Annotated in this window: 15 protein-coding genes; 3 read left to right on the plus strand and 12 right to left on the minus strand. The window is 40.9% G+C overall.

The window, feature by feature from the left end; all coding sequences use genetic code 11:
• Positions 1–3: 3 nt before the first annotated feature.
• From putA to FPK91_RS17390, 4 genes are all read right to left on the minus strand, one after another.
• Positions 4–3,183, minus strand: a complete 3,180-nt coding sequence (gene putA, locus FPK91_RS17375) for a bifunctional proline dehydrogenase/L-glutamate gamma-semialdehyde dehydrogenase PutA (protein WP_144212796.1) — start codon at positions 3,181–3,183, stop codon at positions 4–6.
• A gap of 387 nt (positions 3,184–3,570) precedes the next feature.
• A complete protein-coding gene (locus tag FPK91_RS17380) occupies positions 3,571–4,146 on the minus strand; it encodes a TIGR04211 family SH3 domain-containing protein (protein WP_144212798.1) in 576 nt (191 codons plus the stop codon).
• Between the two features lie 249 nt (positions 4,147–4,395).
• Positions 4,396–5,664 carry an inorganic phosphate transporter gene (locus FPK91_RS17385; protein ID WP_144212800.1) on the minus strand — a complete coding sequence of 423 codons (1,269 nt, stop codon included), beginning with the start codon at positions 5,662–5,664 and terminating at the stop codon, positions 4,396–4,398.
• A 24-nt stretch (positions 5,665–5,688) separates the two neighbouring features.
• Positions 5,689–6,372, minus strand: a complete 684-nt coding sequence (locus tag FPK91_RS17390) for a TIGR00153 family protein (protein WP_144212802.1) — start codon at positions 6,370–6,372, stop codon at positions 5,689–5,691.
• Between the two features lie 224 nt (positions 6,373–6,596).
• On the opposite strand from FPK91_RS17390, the gene FPK91_RS17395 reads away from it, so the two are divergent.
• Complete coding sequence (locus FPK91_RS17395) at positions 6,597–8,078, plus strand: CYTH domain-containing protein (RefSeq protein ID WP_144212804.1); 1,482 nt, start codon at positions 6,597–6,599, stop codon at positions 8,076–8,078.
• Between the two features lie 119 nt (positions 8,079–8,197).
• Here the strand turns inward: FPK91_RS17395 and FPK91_RS17400 are convergent, their stop codons facing one another.
• From FPK91_RS17400 to FPK91_RS17435, 8 genes are all read right to left on the minus strand, one after another.
• The gene (locus tag FPK91_RS17400; protein ID WP_144212806.1) at positions 8,198–9,037 is read right to left on the minus strand and encodes an ion transporter; all 840 of its coding nucleotides are present in this window, start codon (positions 9,035–9,037) and stop codon (positions 8,198–8,200) included.
• A gap of 177 nt (positions 9,038–9,214) precedes the next feature.
• On the minus strand, positions 9,215–9,538 hold the full coding sequence (locus tag FPK91_RS17405; protein WP_144212808.1) for a hypothetical protein: 324 nt from the start codon (positions 9,536–9,538) through the stop codon (positions 9,215–9,217).
• Between the two features lie 30 nt (positions 9,539–9,568).
• Entirely contained in the window at positions 9,569–10,225 is a 657-nt protein-coding gene (locus tag FPK91_RS17410; RefSeq protein WP_144212810.1) for a hypothetical protein, read from the minus strand.
• Between the two features lie 6 nt (positions 10,226–10,231).
• Entirely contained in the window at positions 10,232–10,921 is a 690-nt protein-coding gene (locus tag FPK91_RS17415; protein ID WP_144212812.1) for a PspA/IM30 family protein, read from the minus strand.
• 10 nt (positions 10,922–10,931) lie between these two features.
• Complete coding sequence (locus tag FPK91_RS17420) at positions 10,932–11,345, minus strand: YjfI family protein (protein ID WP_144212814.1); 414 nt, start codon at positions 11,343–11,345, stop codon at positions 10,932–10,934.
• 80 nt (positions 11,346–11,425) lie between these two features.
• Complete coding sequence (locus tag FPK91_RS17425; protein WP_144212816.1) at positions 11,426–13,201, minus strand: polyamine aminopropyltransferase; 1,776 nt, start codon at positions 13,199–13,201, stop codon at positions 11,426–11,428.
• A 4-nt stretch (positions 13,202–13,205) separates the two neighbouring features.
• Complete coding sequence (locus tag FPK91_RS17430; RefSeq protein ID WP_144212818.1) at positions 13,206–14,105, minus strand: DUF350 domain-containing protein; 900 nt, start codon at positions 14,103–14,105, stop codon at positions 13,206–13,208.
• Between the two features lie 9 nt (positions 14,106–14,114).
• Positions 14,115–15,086 (minus strand): hypothetical protein, encoded by a 972-nt coding sequence (locus tag FPK91_RS17435; protein WP_144212820.1) that lies wholly within the window; start codon positions 15,084–15,086, stop codon positions 14,115–14,117.
• 243 nt (positions 15,087–15,329) lie between these two features.
• On the opposite strand from FPK91_RS17435, the gene glnE reads away from it, so the two are divergent.
• Together glnE and FPK91_RS17445 are read left to right on the plus strand one after the other, a co-directional pair.
• The gene (gene glnE, locus FPK91_RS17440; protein WP_405127371.1) at positions 15,330–18,191 is read left to right on the plus strand and encodes a bifunctional [glutamate--ammonia ligase]-adenylyl-L-tyrosine phosphorylase/[glutamate--ammonia-ligase] adenylyltransferase; all 2,862 of its coding nucleotides are present in this window, start codon (positions 15,330–15,332) and stop codon (positions 18,189–18,191) included.
• Between the two features lie 222 nt (positions 18,192–18,413).
• A complete protein-coding gene (locus FPK91_RS17445) occupies positions 18,414–19,379 on the plus strand; it encodes a sensor domain-containing diguanylate cyclase (protein ID WP_144212824.1) in 966 nt (321 codons plus the stop codon).
• The last annotated feature ends 162 nt before the right edge of the window (positions 19,380–19,541 follow it).

Genomic DNA, 19,541 nt, shown 5'->3' on the forward strand with positions numbered 1-19,541 from the left:
AGATTATTCGTCCGAATCGCCTAATGACAACAAGGTCGCATTACCGCCAATAGCGGTAATATTATTGGTGCGTGTTTTTTCAGTAATAAAGCGAGTTAAATAATGAGGACCGCCTGCTTTAGGGCCGGTTCCTGATAAACCTTGACCACCGAAAGGCTGCACGCCAACAACAGCACCAATTTGGTTACGATTGATATAAACGTTACCGACATTAACTTTATCCGCCAGTGAGATCGCATGGCCTTCATTGCGGCTATGAATACCCAGTGTAAGACCAAACCCAGTACTGTTAATCTCTTCAATCACGGCAGCTAAATTAGCCGCTTTATAGCGGATAACATGCAAGATTGGGCCGAAATGTTCTTTCTCAAGCACCTTAATCGAATCAATTAATACGGCCGTAGGTGCGACAAAGTGACCATTTTCAGTACCTGCAGGTAAATCAATTTTATTGATCAATTTACCGACTTGAGAAATATGGTCGATGTGGGCATTTAAATTCGCTTTAGCTGCGGCATCAATCACTGGGCCGACATCTGTTTTAATAAAGCTTGGGTCACCAATGGTGAGTTGCTCCATAGCCCCTTTCATAACATCCAAAACTCGGTCTGCAATGTCTTCTTGTAAAAACAATACTCGTAATGCAGAGCAACGTTGACCTGCGCTAGTAAATGATGATGATACAACGTCAGCAACCACTTGCTCAGCTTGCGATGTTGAGTCGACAATCATGGCATTTTGACCGCCAGTCTCAGCGATAAGCGGAATGATAGCGCCTTCTCGATTAGCTAGGGTGCGATTAATCAGTTTTGCGGTGACAGTTGAGCCTGTAAAACAAACACCGCCAATACGTTCATCTGCTGTAATTGCTGCACCTACAGTTGCACCAGTACCGGGTAAAAACTGTAATACATCTGCAGGGATCCCAGCTTCGTGAGCCAGTTGTACAGCGCGATAACCGACTAATGATGTTTGCTCTGCAGGTTTAGCTACCACAGTGTTACCTGCAGCAAGTGCCGCTGTGACTTGACCGATAAAGATGGCAAGCGGGAAATTCCACGGGCTAATACAAACAAAAATGCCGCGCCCTTGAATAAACAGTTCGTTTAATTCGCCAGTAGGCCCAGGAAGTAACGTCGGTTTAGCCATCATCTTTTTAGCTTGAATGGCATAGTAGCGACAGAAGTCGACCGCTTCTCTTACTTCATCAATACCATCTTGTAAGCTTTTACCTGCTTCTCTTGTGCAAAGGGCGATAAGTTCTTCACGGTTCTCTTCAAGTAAATCTGCGAGCTTTTGTAATGCAGCTGCGCGCTGTTCTACTGGGGTATGGCTCCAACTGTGAAATGATGAATCTGCAGTGCTTATAGCAGCTTCAATGGCTTGGTTGTTAGCAAAGGCAACCTGACCGACTTTTTTCGTCGTATCGTATGGACTGACAATGTCAACCAATTCACCGGTTAAGGTTTCGCCATTAACTAATGGGCCTGCTGTCCATTGCGTATCTTTAAATTGGTCGACTCCGGCAAAAAATGGTTCAGACTCTGAAATAATGTTCATGTTTAACCCTTTAGAGTTTTTACGTTCTACACCAAAAATATCTTCTGGTAGAACGATTTTGTTATTGGCTAAATTTTTATACGATTTAAGTGTGGTTAATGGATGAACCACTAAACTTTCAATTGGTGTTTTAGGGTCTACAAGTTTGTGAACAAAAGAGGTATTAGCGCCATTTTCTAGTAGACGTCTGACAAGGTAAGGCAGTAAATCTTTATGGGCACCTACCGGGGCGTAAATACGAACTAATTTAGCGCCACTTTCAGCAAGCATAGTGTCGTATAACTCTTCGCCCATGCCATGTAAGCGCTGGAACTCATAGTTACGCGTACCCGACATAGCGGTAATACTCGCCACTGTTTGCGCGTTATGAGTTGCAAACTGCGGGTATATTGCACCGGTGGTAGCATCTGAGAGTAAGTAGTAAGCGCAAGCAAGGTATGAAACATCAGTGCCGGCTTTACGGGTATAAAGTGGGTAGCCACCTTCACCGCCTTGTTGAGCCCATTTGAGTTCACTATCCCAATAAGCGCCTTTTACCAGCCTTACTGGTATTTCATCACCTTGCTCTCTTGATAACTTAGTTAACCAGCATAAAACGGGCAGGGCACGCTTTGAGTAGGCTTGAACCACAATACCCAGTAAACCCCAGCCTTTAGTTTCGTTCGCGTTAAACAGCTTTTGGAACAACTTTAGCGATAACTCAAGGCGATCCATTTCTTCGGCATCGATAGAAATACCAATATTTAACTCACGTGCTTGAACAATAAGTTTGATAACAGTGTCATATAACTCAGTTAAAACACGGTCTTCGTTAGCCACTTCATAACGAGGATGCAGGGCTGATAACTTAATTGAAATGGTAGGTCGCAATGAGGTGGTCTCATCATACTTCTGAGCGCCTAAATCACGAATTGCTTGGCTATATTCGTTGTAATATTTAAGCGCATCACTGCTGGTGTATGCAGCTTCACCTAACATGTCATAGCTATGGGTATAGCCTTGCTGACGTTTCGATACACTGTTTTTAAGGGCTTCTTTAACAGTTTGTCCCAACACAAACTGTTTACCCATAATTTTCATCGCAGTATTCATTGCTTGGCGAATGACTGGCTCACCAGCACGATTAATCAAGCGGTTGAGTAAGCTACTTGGTTTACCGTTTAAATTTTTATCTAGCTTGATGATTTTACCGGTAAGCATTAATCCCCAAGTTGAAGCATTCACAAGTACTGAACTGCTTTTCTTAATGTGAAGATCAAATTTCGCACCAGAAAGCTTATCTTCGATCAATGCATCAGCCGTGGCTGAATCAGGTATCCGCAATAAAGCTTCAGCCAGACACATCAAAATAATGCCTTCATGGGTTTCAAGACTGTACTGCTGCAGAAAGGCATCAATACCAATCGTTAGACCTTTTTTCTCAAATTGACGTACTTTTAAGATGAGCTCATGGGCTCTATCTGTTACCTGCTTAATATAAGCATCAGATGTAGGAACTAACTCTATAAGCTCTGATAGGTATTGTTCTTCATCAACGATGTAGTTATTCGTTATGGCTGAGAATAACTCACTTAAGCTAGCATTGTTGTAATGACCGTTTAGTATTTCACTGGCTTTAAACATAATTTTCATTCCGTCTTGAGCTGTTTACTGGTTTTTGTAAACAAGATGTTTATTATAGTATTTTTTATTTTGTATACAATGTACGAAAATTCGAGGCGAGTATACGATCAAAATGTGATATCGAGCAAGATTTAGTATTCACTGTGACAGTAATTTAAATCGTAGACGTTTTTTTGAACTATCGCAGATGGTGAGGTTGGTTTTTTGTGGTGGTCTAGTTGTGTTTTTGTAAAGCAAAAACAACAAAGCCAATGCGAGTGGCATTGGCTTTGGTTTTGCTATTTCTAGATTCGATTCACTAAGGCTAGTTTAGATTACTGAGCCTAGGTTAGGTTAACTAAAAATAGCTAAGACTATCTAGTGAATAGAGAGTTAACACGCATAGGATTACATCCAGCGGCTTTTCTTCTTACGTTGCGGTCTTGGTAGGTAAACAAGGAATATACCAATTAACGCACCTAAGCCAGCAATCAACGCACCCTGTTGCCACATTTTAGATTGGGCATTGTCTTGAATGGCTTTTAATTCTTGATTCGCACGATCACGTTGCTGTGAAGCTGTCGCTAGTTCTGATTCAAGCGAAGATATCTGACGATTAGCTGTAGTCAGTTGCTGCGCGACGGAGTCTGAACTTTGATCCAGCTGTGCCAGTGTTTGCTTTGTTTTAGCCAGTTCAGCTTCAACAATCGGTAAGCGATTGCGAATACTGGTGCCTTTTTCAACTAAATCTGACTTAACCCAGCCTTCACGATTTTTATGATCGCGAATTTTACTGTAATCATTTTGAGTTTCATTCAGTAAAGTGATGGTTTGACCAGCTTCTATGCTGCCTAAAATTCGGAATTGTGTGCCTGGGCCACCATGAATATAGACAAATACATCATCAGTGATGAAGTGCGTAGGTTGCGCCATGACGCCTTTTGAGACCAGTAGTAATACTACGATTGTGAAGATTCTTAACACGTTATTTTTCCATACCATTAGAACTATCCGTCATGCTATTTATTTCGGGTCTTGATTGCAAGGAAGAACGTCAAAGTCTTATTTAAATAAGCGATATTACTGATTAATTTTACCCTAATAATAGGATAGTGCTAAATTTTGATTAAATTGAGGTGATAAATAATGATGTTGTTGGGGGACTATTTTGCTACAACCACAAAAAAGCCGAACATTTTCATGTTCGGCTTTGGTTAACTAGGCAGTATTTGCTCAGCTAAATACACCTTTAATGGTGAAGAAGAACAGAATCGATAACGCTGCACCAGCCGGTAATGTCACAACCCAAGAAATAACGATGTTACGAACCACACCGATATTAATTGCCGCAATACCACGCGCCATTCCCACACCTAAAACTGCACCCACAAGGGTTTGAGTTGTAGAAATTGGCAGACCAGTACCAGACGCAATGACAACCGTTGATGCTGCTGCAAGCTCTGCTGCAAAACCACGACTAGGCGTTAGGTGAGTGATGTTTTTACCAATGGTTTGCATTACGCGCTTACCAAAGATAGCCAGACCTAAAACGATACCGACAGCACCTAGTGGTAAAATCCACCATGCTAAAGCCGCTTTAGATTCAATCTCACCACCACTGTTAACAACTGAGACTACTGCTGCTAATGGACCAATTGCGTTAGCTACATCATTTGAACCGTGAGCGAATGCCATACAACAAGCTGTAACTACCATTAAGATAGCAAACACTTTTTCGACATTAGCATATTCGGTTTGACGATTAACATCGGTGCTCATGTTTAAGCGCACGATTGCTATTTTTCCGAAGAAACCGACAGCAACAGCAACAGCAAAAGCTAAACCATAAGCTTCCAGTGTTGATACATGAATACCAACGTGTTTAAGGCCTTTGGTGATAGTCACTAGCGACATAACAAAGCCTGCTAATGCCATATAAAAAGGCACATAACGCTTAGCATTTGCTAATGGATCATCAGTATTAAAAATAAGCTTTTGGACACTTTGGAATATCATAAAGGCGATAAAGCCTGATATTGCCGGAGTTACGACCCAAGAGCCGATAATACCTAGTACTTTGCCCCACGCTACAGAATCTACGCCAACACCTACAGCCGCGAAACCAACAATGGCACCGATAATAGAGTGAGTAGTAGATACAGGCCAACCTAATGCTGAAGCAGCGACTAACCAGATGCCTGCAGCTAAGAGTGAGCCAATCATCCCGTAGACGAGTAGTTCAGGTGAATCGACAAAATAGCTAGCATCAATGATACCTTTGCGGATCGTACTGGTCACTTCACCACCCGCTAGGTATGCACCAGCGAATTCGAAGATCATTGCAATGATAATAGCTTGTTTAATAGTAATGGCGTTAGAACCTACAGAGGTCCCCATAGCATTAGCGACATCATTTGCGCCAATACCCCATGCCATCAAAAATCCAAATACAGCCGCAATACCAATAAGCATTGGGCCATTGGTGACTAATACATCAACCATGTTGTTTCCTTGATAACCTTTTAGTTATGAACTGCGAGCTAACATTAGCTCTAGGCGTGAACCTACTCGCTCGGCTAAATCTGCCAAGCCTCCAACCCATTCAATAATCTTGTACATAAACATGACATCGATAGGATTCAAATCTGTTTCCAAGCTTAGTAGTAAACGACGTACTTGGATCTGCAGATCATCTGAATCAGCTTCAATCAGATCTAATTCATTGATCATCTTGGCGACTAATTCGACTTCTCGTCCTCTAAAACCTGTTTCTAGAAGGTCGTCGAGTTCGTTAATTGCTTGCTTAGCAAGAGAGACAGCATCTAAACAACGTTTGAGGTAAGCATTAAACGGTGCTTGTACTGGTTGAGGGAAAACTAATTGGCGACCAATAATACGGCCGGAGATGTCTTTAGCCATGTTAGCAATCTTGTCTTGTTGAGTTAATAACTCAAGCAAGTCAGTTCGCTCTACTGGCATAAACAACCCACTAGGAAGGGTAAGGCGAATTTCACGCTTAAGCGTGTCTGCCTCATTTTCAAGTAAGCTAATTTGCTTACGAACTTTGACGGCTTCATCCCAGTCACCTGAGGTGGTTGCGTCAAAGAATGGTACTAGAAGTACTGCACATTCGTGTACTTTATCGATATGCTGTTCTAAGGGCTTAAGGGGTGATTTTGCAAACACTCCTAAAATAGAGTTTACTGGCATTGCGGTTAACCTATTTAATGATTCCAAATTTGGAAAAGCGGGCGCATGTTACCTCAAGCGTCCACTGAAAGAAACTGTGTTTTTAAATTTATCTACAGTTGATACAGCTCAGTATATAGAACTGAGTAGCGCAATCCTAAGGGATTATTATTACAGTAATGTGACATTATGAATTAATTATGACGCATTAATGAAGATTAGATGACAAGGCGAGCAATAAGTCAATGGACGCAGAGATAGAACTTAAGTTATTTATGCAGTCACAATATTATGATTTATTAGTGGAAACACTGAATAAATTGGATGGGGCGACTCCTCAAAAGGCATCGAGGTTATCAAATAAATATTTTGATACACCTAAATTGCAATTGAGGCAGATGTTAATGGGTTTGCGTGTGAGAGATGGTGAAACATTCATCGAGCAAACCATTAAAACCGCAGGAAAAGTTATAGGCGGCATTCACTCTAGGCCTGAATATAATGTGCCGATTGAACAAAATGTGCCCAACTTGAGTTTATTCCCCAATGAGATTTGGCCTGCGGAAACTGATCTTGATGCTATTCAATCGTCAATAACCTGTATTTTTGAAACCAATTTTACCCGTGAGTCATGGCATGTATATATCGGCGAAAGTTTGGTTGAAATTGCATTTGATACAGGAGAGGTTGTCGCCGATGGTCATATTGAGCCCATATGCGAAGTCGAATTTGAACTTTTAGCGGGTGAAACCTCTGCATTACTGGAACTTGCCATTGAAGTTGCCCGTCATGTTCCTGTCCGATTAGGTAAAGCCAGCAAAGCCCAACGTGGGTATTTATTGTCAGGCTATTTACAAACTCAAACTTTAAAATCAATCGATTATATTCGTCTGCCTGCGGATAAGAGTTTATCCAAGACATTAGAAGTATTGTTAGAAACAGGCATTGAACGTTGGCAAGTTATTGAGTCTTTAATACTTGAAACCGATGATGTTACTCAGCAAGCACAATTATGGATGCAGCTTCGAGCCTGTGTCAGATTACTAAGATTAACCTTATCTCAATTTGGATTATTGAATTCAGACGTAGTTGGCTACTTTGATTCGTTAGAGCGTAAGTTGCAGTTCATCGAGTCGCTGCAAAGCTTGAGTTTGATTATTGATGATCAACGCAGTTTATTAGGTAAATTATCGGATAAAGCAAAAATTAGATCATTAGCGAAACTCAGCACTGCTAAATTAGTCGCTGATAATGATTTAGAAGGTTTGTGGTTATTACCAGAATATGGGCAGCTACAGTTGTCTTTAGTGGATTTGCTATTAAAGACCTCAAGCGGATCACATCGCTTGGTTGATTACCCTGAATTAGCTTTGTTTGCCAACCATTTACAACAAGATTCTTGGCAGCGCATTGTTGATTTAATGCCTAAGAGTGCGTCTATGGGAAGTCTTGATTACCAAAAAGTCGCTCAGGGGTTAGATGAAAGTATCTTAGTCGGTTTTGCTTATGGGGAGCTTTATGAAGCAGAAGATCGAGAAGAGTTTAGAGCGCCTTGGCAGGATTTGGCTTTAGGGATTCAAACATTAGGCTGCTATCAACTGTTGGCTAAGCTGACTAAACAAGCTGAAATGGAAATTGGCGGTTGGCTTGAAGACAAAGAGGCTAGTTTGTTGTTTGCCATGGAACATTCGCGTAAAAGCGCGTTAAAAAACCAACCTTACTGGTAATCGTACTCGCTGTTGTAAGTCAGTGATTGCTTGGGCTGTCATTGCTTATGCCGCGATAGATAGTAGAAAGCCTATCAATCGATAGGCTTTTTATTTTTTAACTGAACCTCAATCAATGACTATTTTTTATCATTGAGCTGTTGTTTCAGACTGGAAATTTCAGAGAGCATCTGTAGTTGATTCTTTTCCATTTGTTGTTGATTTTGTTCCATTCGCTCTATGGCCTGCTCTAGAGTCGACTTAATCAATTCTTGATGTGCATCATTTCGTTCTACACGAAGTTCTTTTTCTGAACGTTCGGTACTATCTGGTGCGACAAATACCGAGGCCATATAGCCTGAAATCACACCGAAAAAGCTCACTCCGCTGACAATGACAATTGCCCCAATAATATGGCCGACAGTGCTTACTGGGTAATAGTCACCATAACCTACGGTTGATATTGTCACTAAAGCCCACCAAATTGCTTGTTCTGCAGTTTGAATATTGGCGCCTTCAGCGCCAGCCTCAACCAGTAAAATGATTACTGACGCAGTAGATAAAATTAATACCATTGCCATTAATAAACCTGCCAAGGTCGTTTGTTTACTTTGTCTTAATAGCGGCAAGAGTAATGTTCGAGTCGAACGTATGAGTCTTATCACGCGCAATATCTGGAATACGCGGGCAATACGCAGTGCTTCAATTGCGGGAATACTGGCAACGAAATCAATCCAATGATGTTTTAGGTAAAACTTCTTATTTGGGGCTTTAAAGAGTTCGTAAAAGAAGCGAGACATGAATAGCAGACAAATACTGGTGTCGATAAATAATAATAGTCGCCTTGTCTCTTCATCGACTTTACTGAAGGTAAGAATAATAACCAAAAGTACAGAGAAAAGAGATAACACCATCATCGCCAATTCAAAAGGGCTTGGGCCATTTAAGGATTTAAGCGACCAGCGTTTTTTATTTATCATTTTACAAATCCGTTTTGCGAAAAAGCATTGCAGTGATGCTATCAATCCAACAGCAACGGGTAAATAGTTAATATTAAATGGGCTAAGTGATATAGAAAAACTTAAATGATAACAATGGGGGAATTTTAGCTATAAAAAAACACGCTGGTGATAGCGTGTTTTTATTATCTGTCTTAGCTACTCGTCAACAAACTGCACTAAATCATCTAGAACACGTTTTTTGATTTCAAGTTGTGCATCTGACTTTAGCCCATATCTTTGTGCGAGAATGACGTAATCATCCTGGTTTAAAGATACCGTTAATCTTGGCCTTTTAGGACGTTTTGTGACAGTTAAACCGAGTATTGAACGTATTTGGTCTGATGGACTTACACCAGCATCAAGCGCGGCTTTACGGATTTGGTATTGAAACTTTTCATCCAAATCAAAAGCAACTTGCGTTGCTTTTGCCGCTTGTTGGTTCTTTATCCATGTTTCGGGTAACGTTTTACCTTTAGTCATGTACGATTTAACTCCTAAAACGGCAACGATTTAGCTTGCTGGCCAGAATTCTCTAATGTCAGTTAAAGGGCGATATAGTGTAAACATCACTTCTGTATCACCGCCTTCGTAGACTTCAACGTCCACAGCATGGCTTTCGTCGTTATCAACTAAAGAGTAACTTTCAAAACCATCGCCTCTTTGTTGGTTGTTTTCATCTTGTGGTGGCTTTTGACCACGATAATCTTGACGATGAAAAAAACCAAAAGCGGCAAATTCGACTTGATGATAGGCATCGCTTAACCAGCGGGCATATTCACTATCTAATTCATTTGATAGCGGCAGCGTTTTCAATTCTGCGTTACCAGGTTCTTCAAATAGTTGCGAGAAGGCATCAAGATCAAAAACTTGCTCGACCACATCACGATTTACTTTGATAGAGAAGCTTAAATAGGCATCATCTTCTTCAATGTATGACATGAATATTGCTGTGCCACTATGACCGCGAAGTAACCATTCACATTGTTGAGAACGTTCGTACTCATAAGTATGAATAGCTTCAACTTTAAGTTGTTGCCCACGCAGTTGCTCAGGTAAGGCAAAACTATCATCAAGGGAGATCATATCTCCCTTGAGTAGCTTGTTCACATGGTCAAGCTGACGTTTAGGGGCTTCTTTCTTGCCGAATAGGCCGCGTAGAAATCCCATGGCCAATTAACCTTTTTTCGCTTTAAGACGCTCTAAAACTGCATTAGCGCTAGACTTTTGCTCACCAATACCCGCTTCAGCTAGCTTAGCGTGTAAAGACTTATCGCTATTTTCATCAGCTAATGTTTCAGACGCTTGTAGGCGATCATCAAACTGTTGCTGACGTGCTTTGATACGCTCTAGTGAATCTTTTGCATTCATTAACTTAGAGTTACTTGAAGCAAATGAATCGGTAATAGTCGCAGTCGCTTTTTGTACGCTTTCAGTGGTTTTAACCATGCTTAGCTGACGTTGATAATCAGTCAGTTGACGCTCAGTTTTCTTCACTAAATCTTTTAAGCGTAAAGCATGTGCAGAGTAGCTAGAGTTTGCTGTTTCGTTTTCAGCGAGCTCTTGATCTAACTGAGCAATTTTTTCTGCAACTTCAATTGCTAATGCTTCGTTATCTTTTTCAAGTGCTTGAGTGGCATAACCTTCGTGCTCGGTGATGCTGCGCTTAAGACGGTCGATTTCACGACTGGCTTGCATTTCTTTCGCCATCACGTCAGTTAGCTCACGTTTAGCTTTAGTTAAATGCTTTTCTGCATCACGAATTTCTTGTTCAAAAATACGTGTTGAGTTTGCATCTACAATGTTCTGGCCTACTTCGTTTGCGCCGCCACGAAATGCCGTTAAAATTTTATTCAAAATGCCCATAATTGGCTCCTTACTTCAAAAATTCGACAAGTTCGTCGATGACTTCTAAACAGTTATCAGACAATACTGATAATTCTTGTTCAATCTCTTCCATACTTGAGGTGACTGATAACGCACCGTAAACCACATATTTATCATCAATTTTTGCAAAAGATGACAATGGCATCGGAATGTTTAGCTCAAGCATTGTTTCAAACATTTGGGTGCGAGTTTCAGGTTTAACTTCACCTTCATCCCACAAATAGCTAATACATAAGATTTGATTGTCTGTTACTGATACAAAAACCGGTAACTCTTCACGTCCAGCTACGTTGACTTGTAGTACTTCAACTTCGCCATCAATCGGAAAACAATCAAACTTCAAACCTGTGTGGCTTTGGTCAGCAAGTTCTGTCAAATGGTTAGCAATCTTATGGATATTCATATTTGTCCTTGTTGACATATTATGTCTTAGGTTTCAAAGATAGCATTTCGACATAATATGTCAAGGCTATTTTTATTAGATTAAAAAAGATTCATCCCTTGATTCTCAGACCAAGAAGCGAGGTGGTAATGGTAAAGCTGTAATGAGCCAATTTTATTAATGTTGATACTTTCTTCATCATTATAAAATGTGCCTGGAAATTCAAATGCACCATGAATTAAACCTGGTGTTAACCATTGCTCATCGATGGGCAGTTTTTCGTTATGAGCAAGCCGCTGTTTGGCATTCAGTCCTGATAAGGTGGCGATAGACCAACCCCATTCACCAAAGCTCGGTACATTGTGGTGATACTGCTCTACTGCAAATCCCGCCGCTTCTATGGTTTTCCCCACAGAAATAAAGGCATTTTGTGCATGATAAGGTGAAGTCGATTGCACCGTCATTGCGCCATCTGCACTGAGTAATTCAGCCAGTTTTCGATAAAATAAATCTGAATATAACTTATTTAAATCAGGGTGGCTGGGATCGGGTAAATCCACAATGATGACATCAAATTTTTGATTATCGGTAATCAGTTTATCAACGCCATTAAAGGCATCATCATAAACAAGCTTAACTCTAGGATCATTTAACGCATCACCATTAAGCTCTAACATGGCATTGCTAACATGTGTTGGCATGTTCTCATGGGGCTCTCTAAACAAATCCACCAGTTTTTCATCCAAGTCCATTAAGGTGACCGATTTGGGATCCCATTTAAAAACCTGTTTAAGCCCTAAGCCATCGCCGCCGCCAATAATAAGCACATTGTCGTGCCTTGCACTTGCTGCAATTGTTGGGTGGACTAAAAAGCTATGATAAATGTGCTCATCAATGCTGGAGAACTGTAAGCGGCCATTAATATACAGTGAATACACCGGTGGCTGCCCTTTACCACGAAGACGTTCGGTAAAGGTTAATTGCTGAAAGCGGGTGGCTTCTGTGTAAACGACTTTATCTTTATACAGTAGATTATTAAAATTTTGTTCCCAATTTGGACCGTGAAGCGCCAGTAGCACTAATACACCTGTGGCAATAAAGTGCCCTACAAGAATGAGCTTAGCCCATCGAATTTGCTGCCAGAAGCGCCAAATAAACACAAAACCCGCTAACAGGTTCACACTGGCGGTGAGCGCGGCTGCTAACTGAATATCCAGCGATAGCATAAATAGCACCCAGATAGCAGCACCAGCACCAGCACCAATGTAATCAGCACCATAGATGGTGCCAGCATTATGCATTAAGTGTTCTTCTGATAATGATTGTCGTACGCGTGCAATCAAGGGGATTTCCATCCCGATCATTAAGCCAAGAATTACGCCCCATACGTAGGGAAGATATTCACTTAAATTCTGTAATACCCCAATAAATCCACCATCAGGTAGATGGTCAGGTGGTAGTCCTAGGGTGTTTGCAATAATTAACGGTAGCTGTTGTCCAAAACCAATAACAGCAGCGGTAATTAAGATGGCCAACGAACCACAAAAAGCGACGATTAATTCAAGCATCGCAAAGCCGGTAAAAGCACAGCGAATTTTACGCGCTGCAAAAGCACCTATACCCATGGACACAATCATAATGCCAATCATGGTGTATATGGCAGCTTCTAAAGCGCCGAGTATGCGGCCTGCATAATGAGAAAGTAGGTATTCGTAAATAAGACCGCAACCAGCCAGTAAAGCCATAATGCCCAATAATAGGGCATCATCAAACCAAGCTAGGCTGCGTTTTTTGTGTGGGGGTAGAGCGCTATTTTGAGAAGAGCTACTTTGCTTGTCGCAGCCCTCCTGGCCCTGTTCAAGCAAAGTATTATTCATCTGTTTATGCCATTAATGCCGCTAAAATTAGTGCTATACCCACACTAATTGCTAATTCAACTGCAGCGACACCAACATTGTGTTGCTTCTCTACTTCGTCAGTAAGGTTAATTTGTGCCAATACCAGTTTCTTCACGATGAATAACAACATTGATAATGCAATTAGCATAATGACAGAGAAGGTTAACCAGCCAACAATATTCATGAAGTAAGCAGTTGGGTCATAAATGATAAAGTGACTAGCAGCATTAAAGGTAAATGCCATTGCAATCATATAACCACTGTGACGAATGGCAATTGCAATTTGGCCTTGCTCTAAAGCCTTTTGCATTGAGTCACCTTGATTACGTTTTGCATATTGATGCTCACGGAATCGGGTTAATAACACCAACATTAACTGCGAAATTAAGAATGCAGTAAAAATGGCGATAAAGGTGTCAAAGGTAAGATCTTCAGCCCACATTAATACAGAACGAATGATAATAGCGGTAGCGATAGCTGCTGCAGCATCAACAATAGCGATAGACATATTGCCATTGATAATTTGGCTATTTTTGTCGACTTCATTTAATGCGATTTTGTCGTGAAGTATACGACCAAACTTAATTAAAATTAGGCCAAATAAGCCATAAGCTGTCATGCCTATTGCTTCTACAAGATAAGAGTTAGCAGCTTCACCCGTTATCGCACCAGTAAGTACAATACCCAAAGCTAAAACAGCACCCGCAGTACTTATACCAAATGCGAAGTTATCACGTTCAGCGAGTTCTGCACGGCTGTTTACTCTGACACTCCAACCCTGCAAGTAGCGCATTAACGCAAGCAGAATTACAGCGATGGTAAGATCAATAGCTAAAATAATCGCTAGATCTAAAGTGAGCCCGAAGTCATTGAAAAATGTCATGGTTATTCCTTATTTGCCTCGGCGTACACCGCGTGTAGTGCGGTTTGATGAATTACGGAAACTACTGTCTTTCGAATAATTTGAGCGAAACTTACTCGAACTACTTGCTGTTCTAGTACCGGCAGTACTTGCTTTAGGCGCAGAAGTACTTTGTCTCGATAAACTGGTTGAACCGGTACGTGATTTTGAGTACGGGCTATTAAACTGCTTACCTTGAGAATTATAGGCTTTTTTGGTGTTTTCAAATGTACGGTTTTGCGAACTCGCTTGCTTTGGTGAAGTATAGCGATAACGGCCGACATCATTGTAATAGCTGTAGCCCCGATTATTTGACCAACGGTCATAGCGAACTGGATTCATCACATTTGAGAACATAGAGTACATTCCGTACCATGCCCAGATAGACATTCCGCTTGAGTTGGTTTGCCAGCCACCGTAAGCAGGGTTACCCACCAATTGACTGCCAGCGCCAAAATCTTCGCTGCCATTGGCTAAAGCTGCAGCTTCGCGGCTAATAGAGTTGACTCTCGCTAGTTGGCCGCCAGATAAATCCGCTACCACGTTAACAGGATCAGAAAGCATGTCGTTGAACAGGCTTGAATCCGCTGCTTGGTAAATATTTTGTGCTTCTTCAAGTTGCTGGTCTAAGTCGACGAAATTAGCTGAATCAGCAAGTTCACTGGTTCTGCGCTTCAATGACTGATACATAGGCCCACTCGACGTCGCATCGCGTGCGAGCTCATCCAGTAACGGCACTAAATCAGGTTTACTGCTTTTAAGTAAGCGAGTGTATTGTGTCAATAATGTCGCGTTACGAAGCTCACCCGTTTTTAACATGGAATCGAGTTGAGACAATCGCTGCTGTGACAACTGTTGGTATTGGGCAATCTTTTCAGGTCTGTCATCACCACAGCCTGATAAAGTGATGCACAATATCAAAGTTGAAAATACAGCAAGGACACGAGGAAGCATGCCAGCCATGTGTTCTCCAAATAGTATGAGATGCATATACAAATATAATATCAAACCGCATAAATATCTGCGTTTAACTGACTAAATACTTATATGGTTTGGTATTTCTGTCGCAAAGGATATAGTAGTCTTAATCGTATATACAATATGATTAACAATTAATAATGTAGTACTTTTAATTATATAGCACATCTTGACATAATATGTCGAATTGTAATTAATATGTCTTATGTAAAATGCCAAAGGGATCGTATAAACATGCACAGCCAAAGTAACAACGTCTTATCTGCAGAACTCGTCGAAATAGCAGAACGTTACTGGTTAAGGCTATGTGATACATGGCCTGAAGTCACCGAAAAACTAAATAAAGCACAGCAAAACGAATTAAAATCGGTCTTAGGATTGAGTGATTATGTTGCAGAGCAATTGTGTCGCAACCCTGAGTGGATCGAATTGTTATTCAATGGCCTATTAACCGAGGTCGATAGACAGTTATTTTCAGATGAATTAAAGCGGCTGTTATCTGTCTTAACGACTGAAGATTCGGTTAAAAAAACGCTCAGAAATTTTCGTAACTTCCAAATGGTGCGCATCGCTTGGCGAGACTTTTTAAATTATTCAGATGTGCAAAGTTCATTATTGGATTTATCAGCTTTGGCGGAAGCGTTAGTTATCGCTGCGCGTGATTGGCTTTATACTGATATGTGCCAACAAATAGGCACGCCTACTGATGAAGAAGGTAATCCACAGCCGTTACTCATTCTTGGTATGGGTAAATTGGGTGGCCGCGAGCTCAATTTTTCTTCTGATATTGATCTTATTTTTACCTTCCCTGAACATGGCGAGACTATTGGTGGTCGCCGTGCTCAAGCTAATCAGCAATTTTTTATCAAAATGGGGCAACGCCTCATTTGTTTGTTAGATCAAATTACCGTTGACGGTTTTGTTTTTCGCGTTGATATGCGTTTACGACCTTATGGCGAAAGTGGTCCTTTAGTGGTGAGTTTTAGTGGTCTTGAGGATTACTATCAAGAGCAAGGCCGAGATTGGGAACGTTATGCCATGGTCAAAGCTCGCGTGCTGGGGCCGTGGACACAATTTAGCGATGATTTACATGATTTATTGAGACCTTTTGTTTATCGCCGATATATCGACTTTTCTGCGATCGACTCACTTCGAAAAATGAAGCAACTTATTGCTCAAGAAGTAAGACGCAGAAAATTAACTGACAATATTAAGTTAGGCGCAGGCGGCATTCGTGAAGTGGAGTTTGTGGTGCAAAGCTTTCAGTTAATTCGTGGTGGGCGAGAGCCTTCATTACGACAACAAAGCTTGTTCGGGGCTATTGATACTTTATATAACCTGGGTCAGCTAGAGTATCTTGCCGTTGATGAATTAAAACATAGCTATATTCTGCTGCGCCGAGTAGAAAATCTGTTGCAAGCTATTGATGACAAACAAACCCAAACATTGCCGGATAATTCAACTGACTGGCGACGTTTATGTCATGCCATGCATGAGACTGATGAGCAAGTCTTACGCAGTAAAATTGCGCAAGCTATGGCTAATATTCATCGTCATTTCAATGACACTGTGGGCGGTGATCATGAGCAAGATTCTTCGGATCATTGGACCAGCCAGTTATGGCATATTACTGATGAAGAAAATGCCCTGGCCTTGTTTGCTGAACACCTTGTTGATGACGATAATTTATGGCCGACATTATATGACTGGCGATCAAATTTCTTAAAACGCTCTATTGGCCCAAGAGGGCGTGAAACACTCGAAAAACTCATGCCTAAATTATTGGCTGAATTATTAGACCAACCCATTCCCAGTGATGCATTTAAAGCAGTATCAGGGGTGTTAGATAAAATTCTAACCCGCACGACTTATCTTGAATTACTGTGTGAAAATCCAGGTGCTCGTCAGCAACTCATAAGCCTCTGTTGTGCAAGCCCATGGATTGCAGAAGAGTTAGCTAACTTCCCGATGCTATTAGATGAGTTGATTGACCCATCACAGCTCTACGATACAACCTCTATTGATGATTATCCAAGTGAGTTGAGGCAATACCTTCTACGTGTTCCTGAAGATGATATGGAACAGCAAATGGAAGCGTTGCGTCAATTTAAGTTGTCTCAGCAATTAAAAATTGCGGCGGCTGATGTCACAGGGGTATTACCTGTAATGGAGGTAAGCGATCACTTAACTTTCCTTGCAGAAGCCATTATTGAGCAAGTCGTTTTACAAGCATGGCATCAAGTGGCCTCTAGGCATGGAACACCGGAAGGTACGAGCCCTGAGAAAATGGGCTTTGCGATTATTGGTTATGGCAAATTAGGTGGCATTGAACTCGGTTATGGCTCCGATTTAGATTTAGTGTTTTTGCATAATCACCAAGGACCAGGTGCCACTGATGGTAAAAGACCAATCGATAATGGTCATTTTTATTTAAAGCTGGCCCAACGAATTGTGCACTTATTTGCCACTCGTACCACTTCGGGTGAGTTATATGAAGTTGATATGCGCTTAAGGCCTTCAGGCGCTTCTGGATTATTGGTTAGTGAGATAGAGCAATATAGAGAATATCAGCGCGAAGAAGCCTGGAATTGGGAGCATCAAGCGTTGGTTCGATCACGCTTTGTCTATGGCGATCATCAACTCGCAGCACGCTTTAGTGAGATTAGAACTGAAATCTTATCCCATGAACGCAAGCTACCTGAATTAGCTAAGTTAGTGCGTGATATGCGAACTAAAATGCGAGATCACCTATTAAAAGTCACTAAAGATAAATTTGATTTAAAACAAAGTGCTGGTGGTATTGCAGATATTGAGTTTATTGCACAATATCTGGTACTCGCATATGCAAATACCAATCATGAACTGTCCATTTGGTCTGATAACGTGCGAATTTTTCAAGTGTTAGCAGAGCTTGAAATCTTACCTATGATGACAGCTCAACATCTCACGCAGACGTATTGCTGGCTTCGAGATGAGAATCATCGTCTGACATTACAGCGTAAAAAAGGTGAAATTGATGCTGAAATGGCAATGAGAAACGTCAGTGAAATCATTAATATTTACCAACATATCTTAGGTGTTAATGAATGATGTAGAAGTAGGGGGGGGATGAAACTTACGGCTAATATAAAGCTATTTATTGTGTGATCCCCTGATTTACCTGCTAGTCTGAAAGTCTAACAATAAAACATTAATGTATTTGTTATAAAAGTCACTTGTTTTAAAAGTGGCTAGCTCCAAAAGTAACTAGTTATGTAAGTTACTTTTATCTAGTCAGACTTAAACGTTTATTTGGGGAACAAAGCTAATCATATGTTGAACGCACCTATTCATAATAACGACAAGACTCGCTTGGAAACCTTGCGAGGTCTAAATGTTTTAGATACTGCAGCAGAAGAGCGCTTTGATCGCATAACGCGTTTGGCTAAGCGATTATTTTCAGTCTCTATTTGTTTGGTGAGTTTGGTAGATGAGAACCGTCAATGGTTCAAGTCTTGTGAAGGATTAGTGGCGAGTGAAACTCCAAGAGATATATCATTTTGTGGTCACGCCATTCATAACCCTCAAGTTTTCGTCGTTAATGACACCTTATTAGATGAAAGGTTTAGTGATAATCCTTTAGTAACAGAAGCGCCTTTTATTCGATTTTATGCAGGACATCCTCTGACCATGCCCGATGGTATGCGAGTGGGCACATTGTGTCTTATTGATGAGAACCCGCGTGATTTTTCTGAAGAAGATAAAATCGCTTTGGAAGACTTGGCGCTGATGGTTGTGTCGGAATTAACTTCAATACAGCAAACAACGCTTGATGAATTAACGGGTATTTCAAATCGCAGAGGTTTTGAACAGTTAGCTAAACAAGCACTTTCAACTTGGGATAGAAATGGTATTGACAGTAATTTGGTGTTTTTTGATTTAGATTACTTTAAAGGTATCAATGACACATACGGTCATGATGCCGGTGATAGAGCATTAGTCTCCTTCGCTTCATTATTGACCCAAGAATTTCGAGATTCTGATGTCATTGCGCGATTTGGTGGTGACGAGTTTTTAGTCTTGTTTGGTCAATCTTCCGAAGGGCACATTAGATTTGCCTTAGAGCGTTTTAAACGTGCACTAATAAATTATAACAATACCAGTACTGAATCATTTGATTTAGCCTACAGCGTAGGTATAGCGTGTAGAAAATCAAAACAAGCGTTGAATATTTGCCAATACTTAGATGCTGCAGACAAAGCCATGTATGAAGTTAAACTGGCTCATCACAATCGATAACTGATTCAAATTGATACATATTATTACGACTTGATTGGTAAATATTCGAGTCTCCTCACTGTTCTCTTCTTTGATTATTCTAGACTGTCCACATTGAACCATTAATGACTTTTTACCGTATTGATGGTTTTGAAAGCGTCGTGATAACGCTGACTCATCGCG

Origin of the sequence: Shewanella donghaensis (genome assembly GCF_007567505.1) — a bacterium.
In the GTDB taxonomy this organism is placed as follows: Bacteria; Pseudomonadota; Gammaproteobacteria; order Enterobacterales; family Shewanellaceae; genus Shewanella; species Shewanella donghaensis.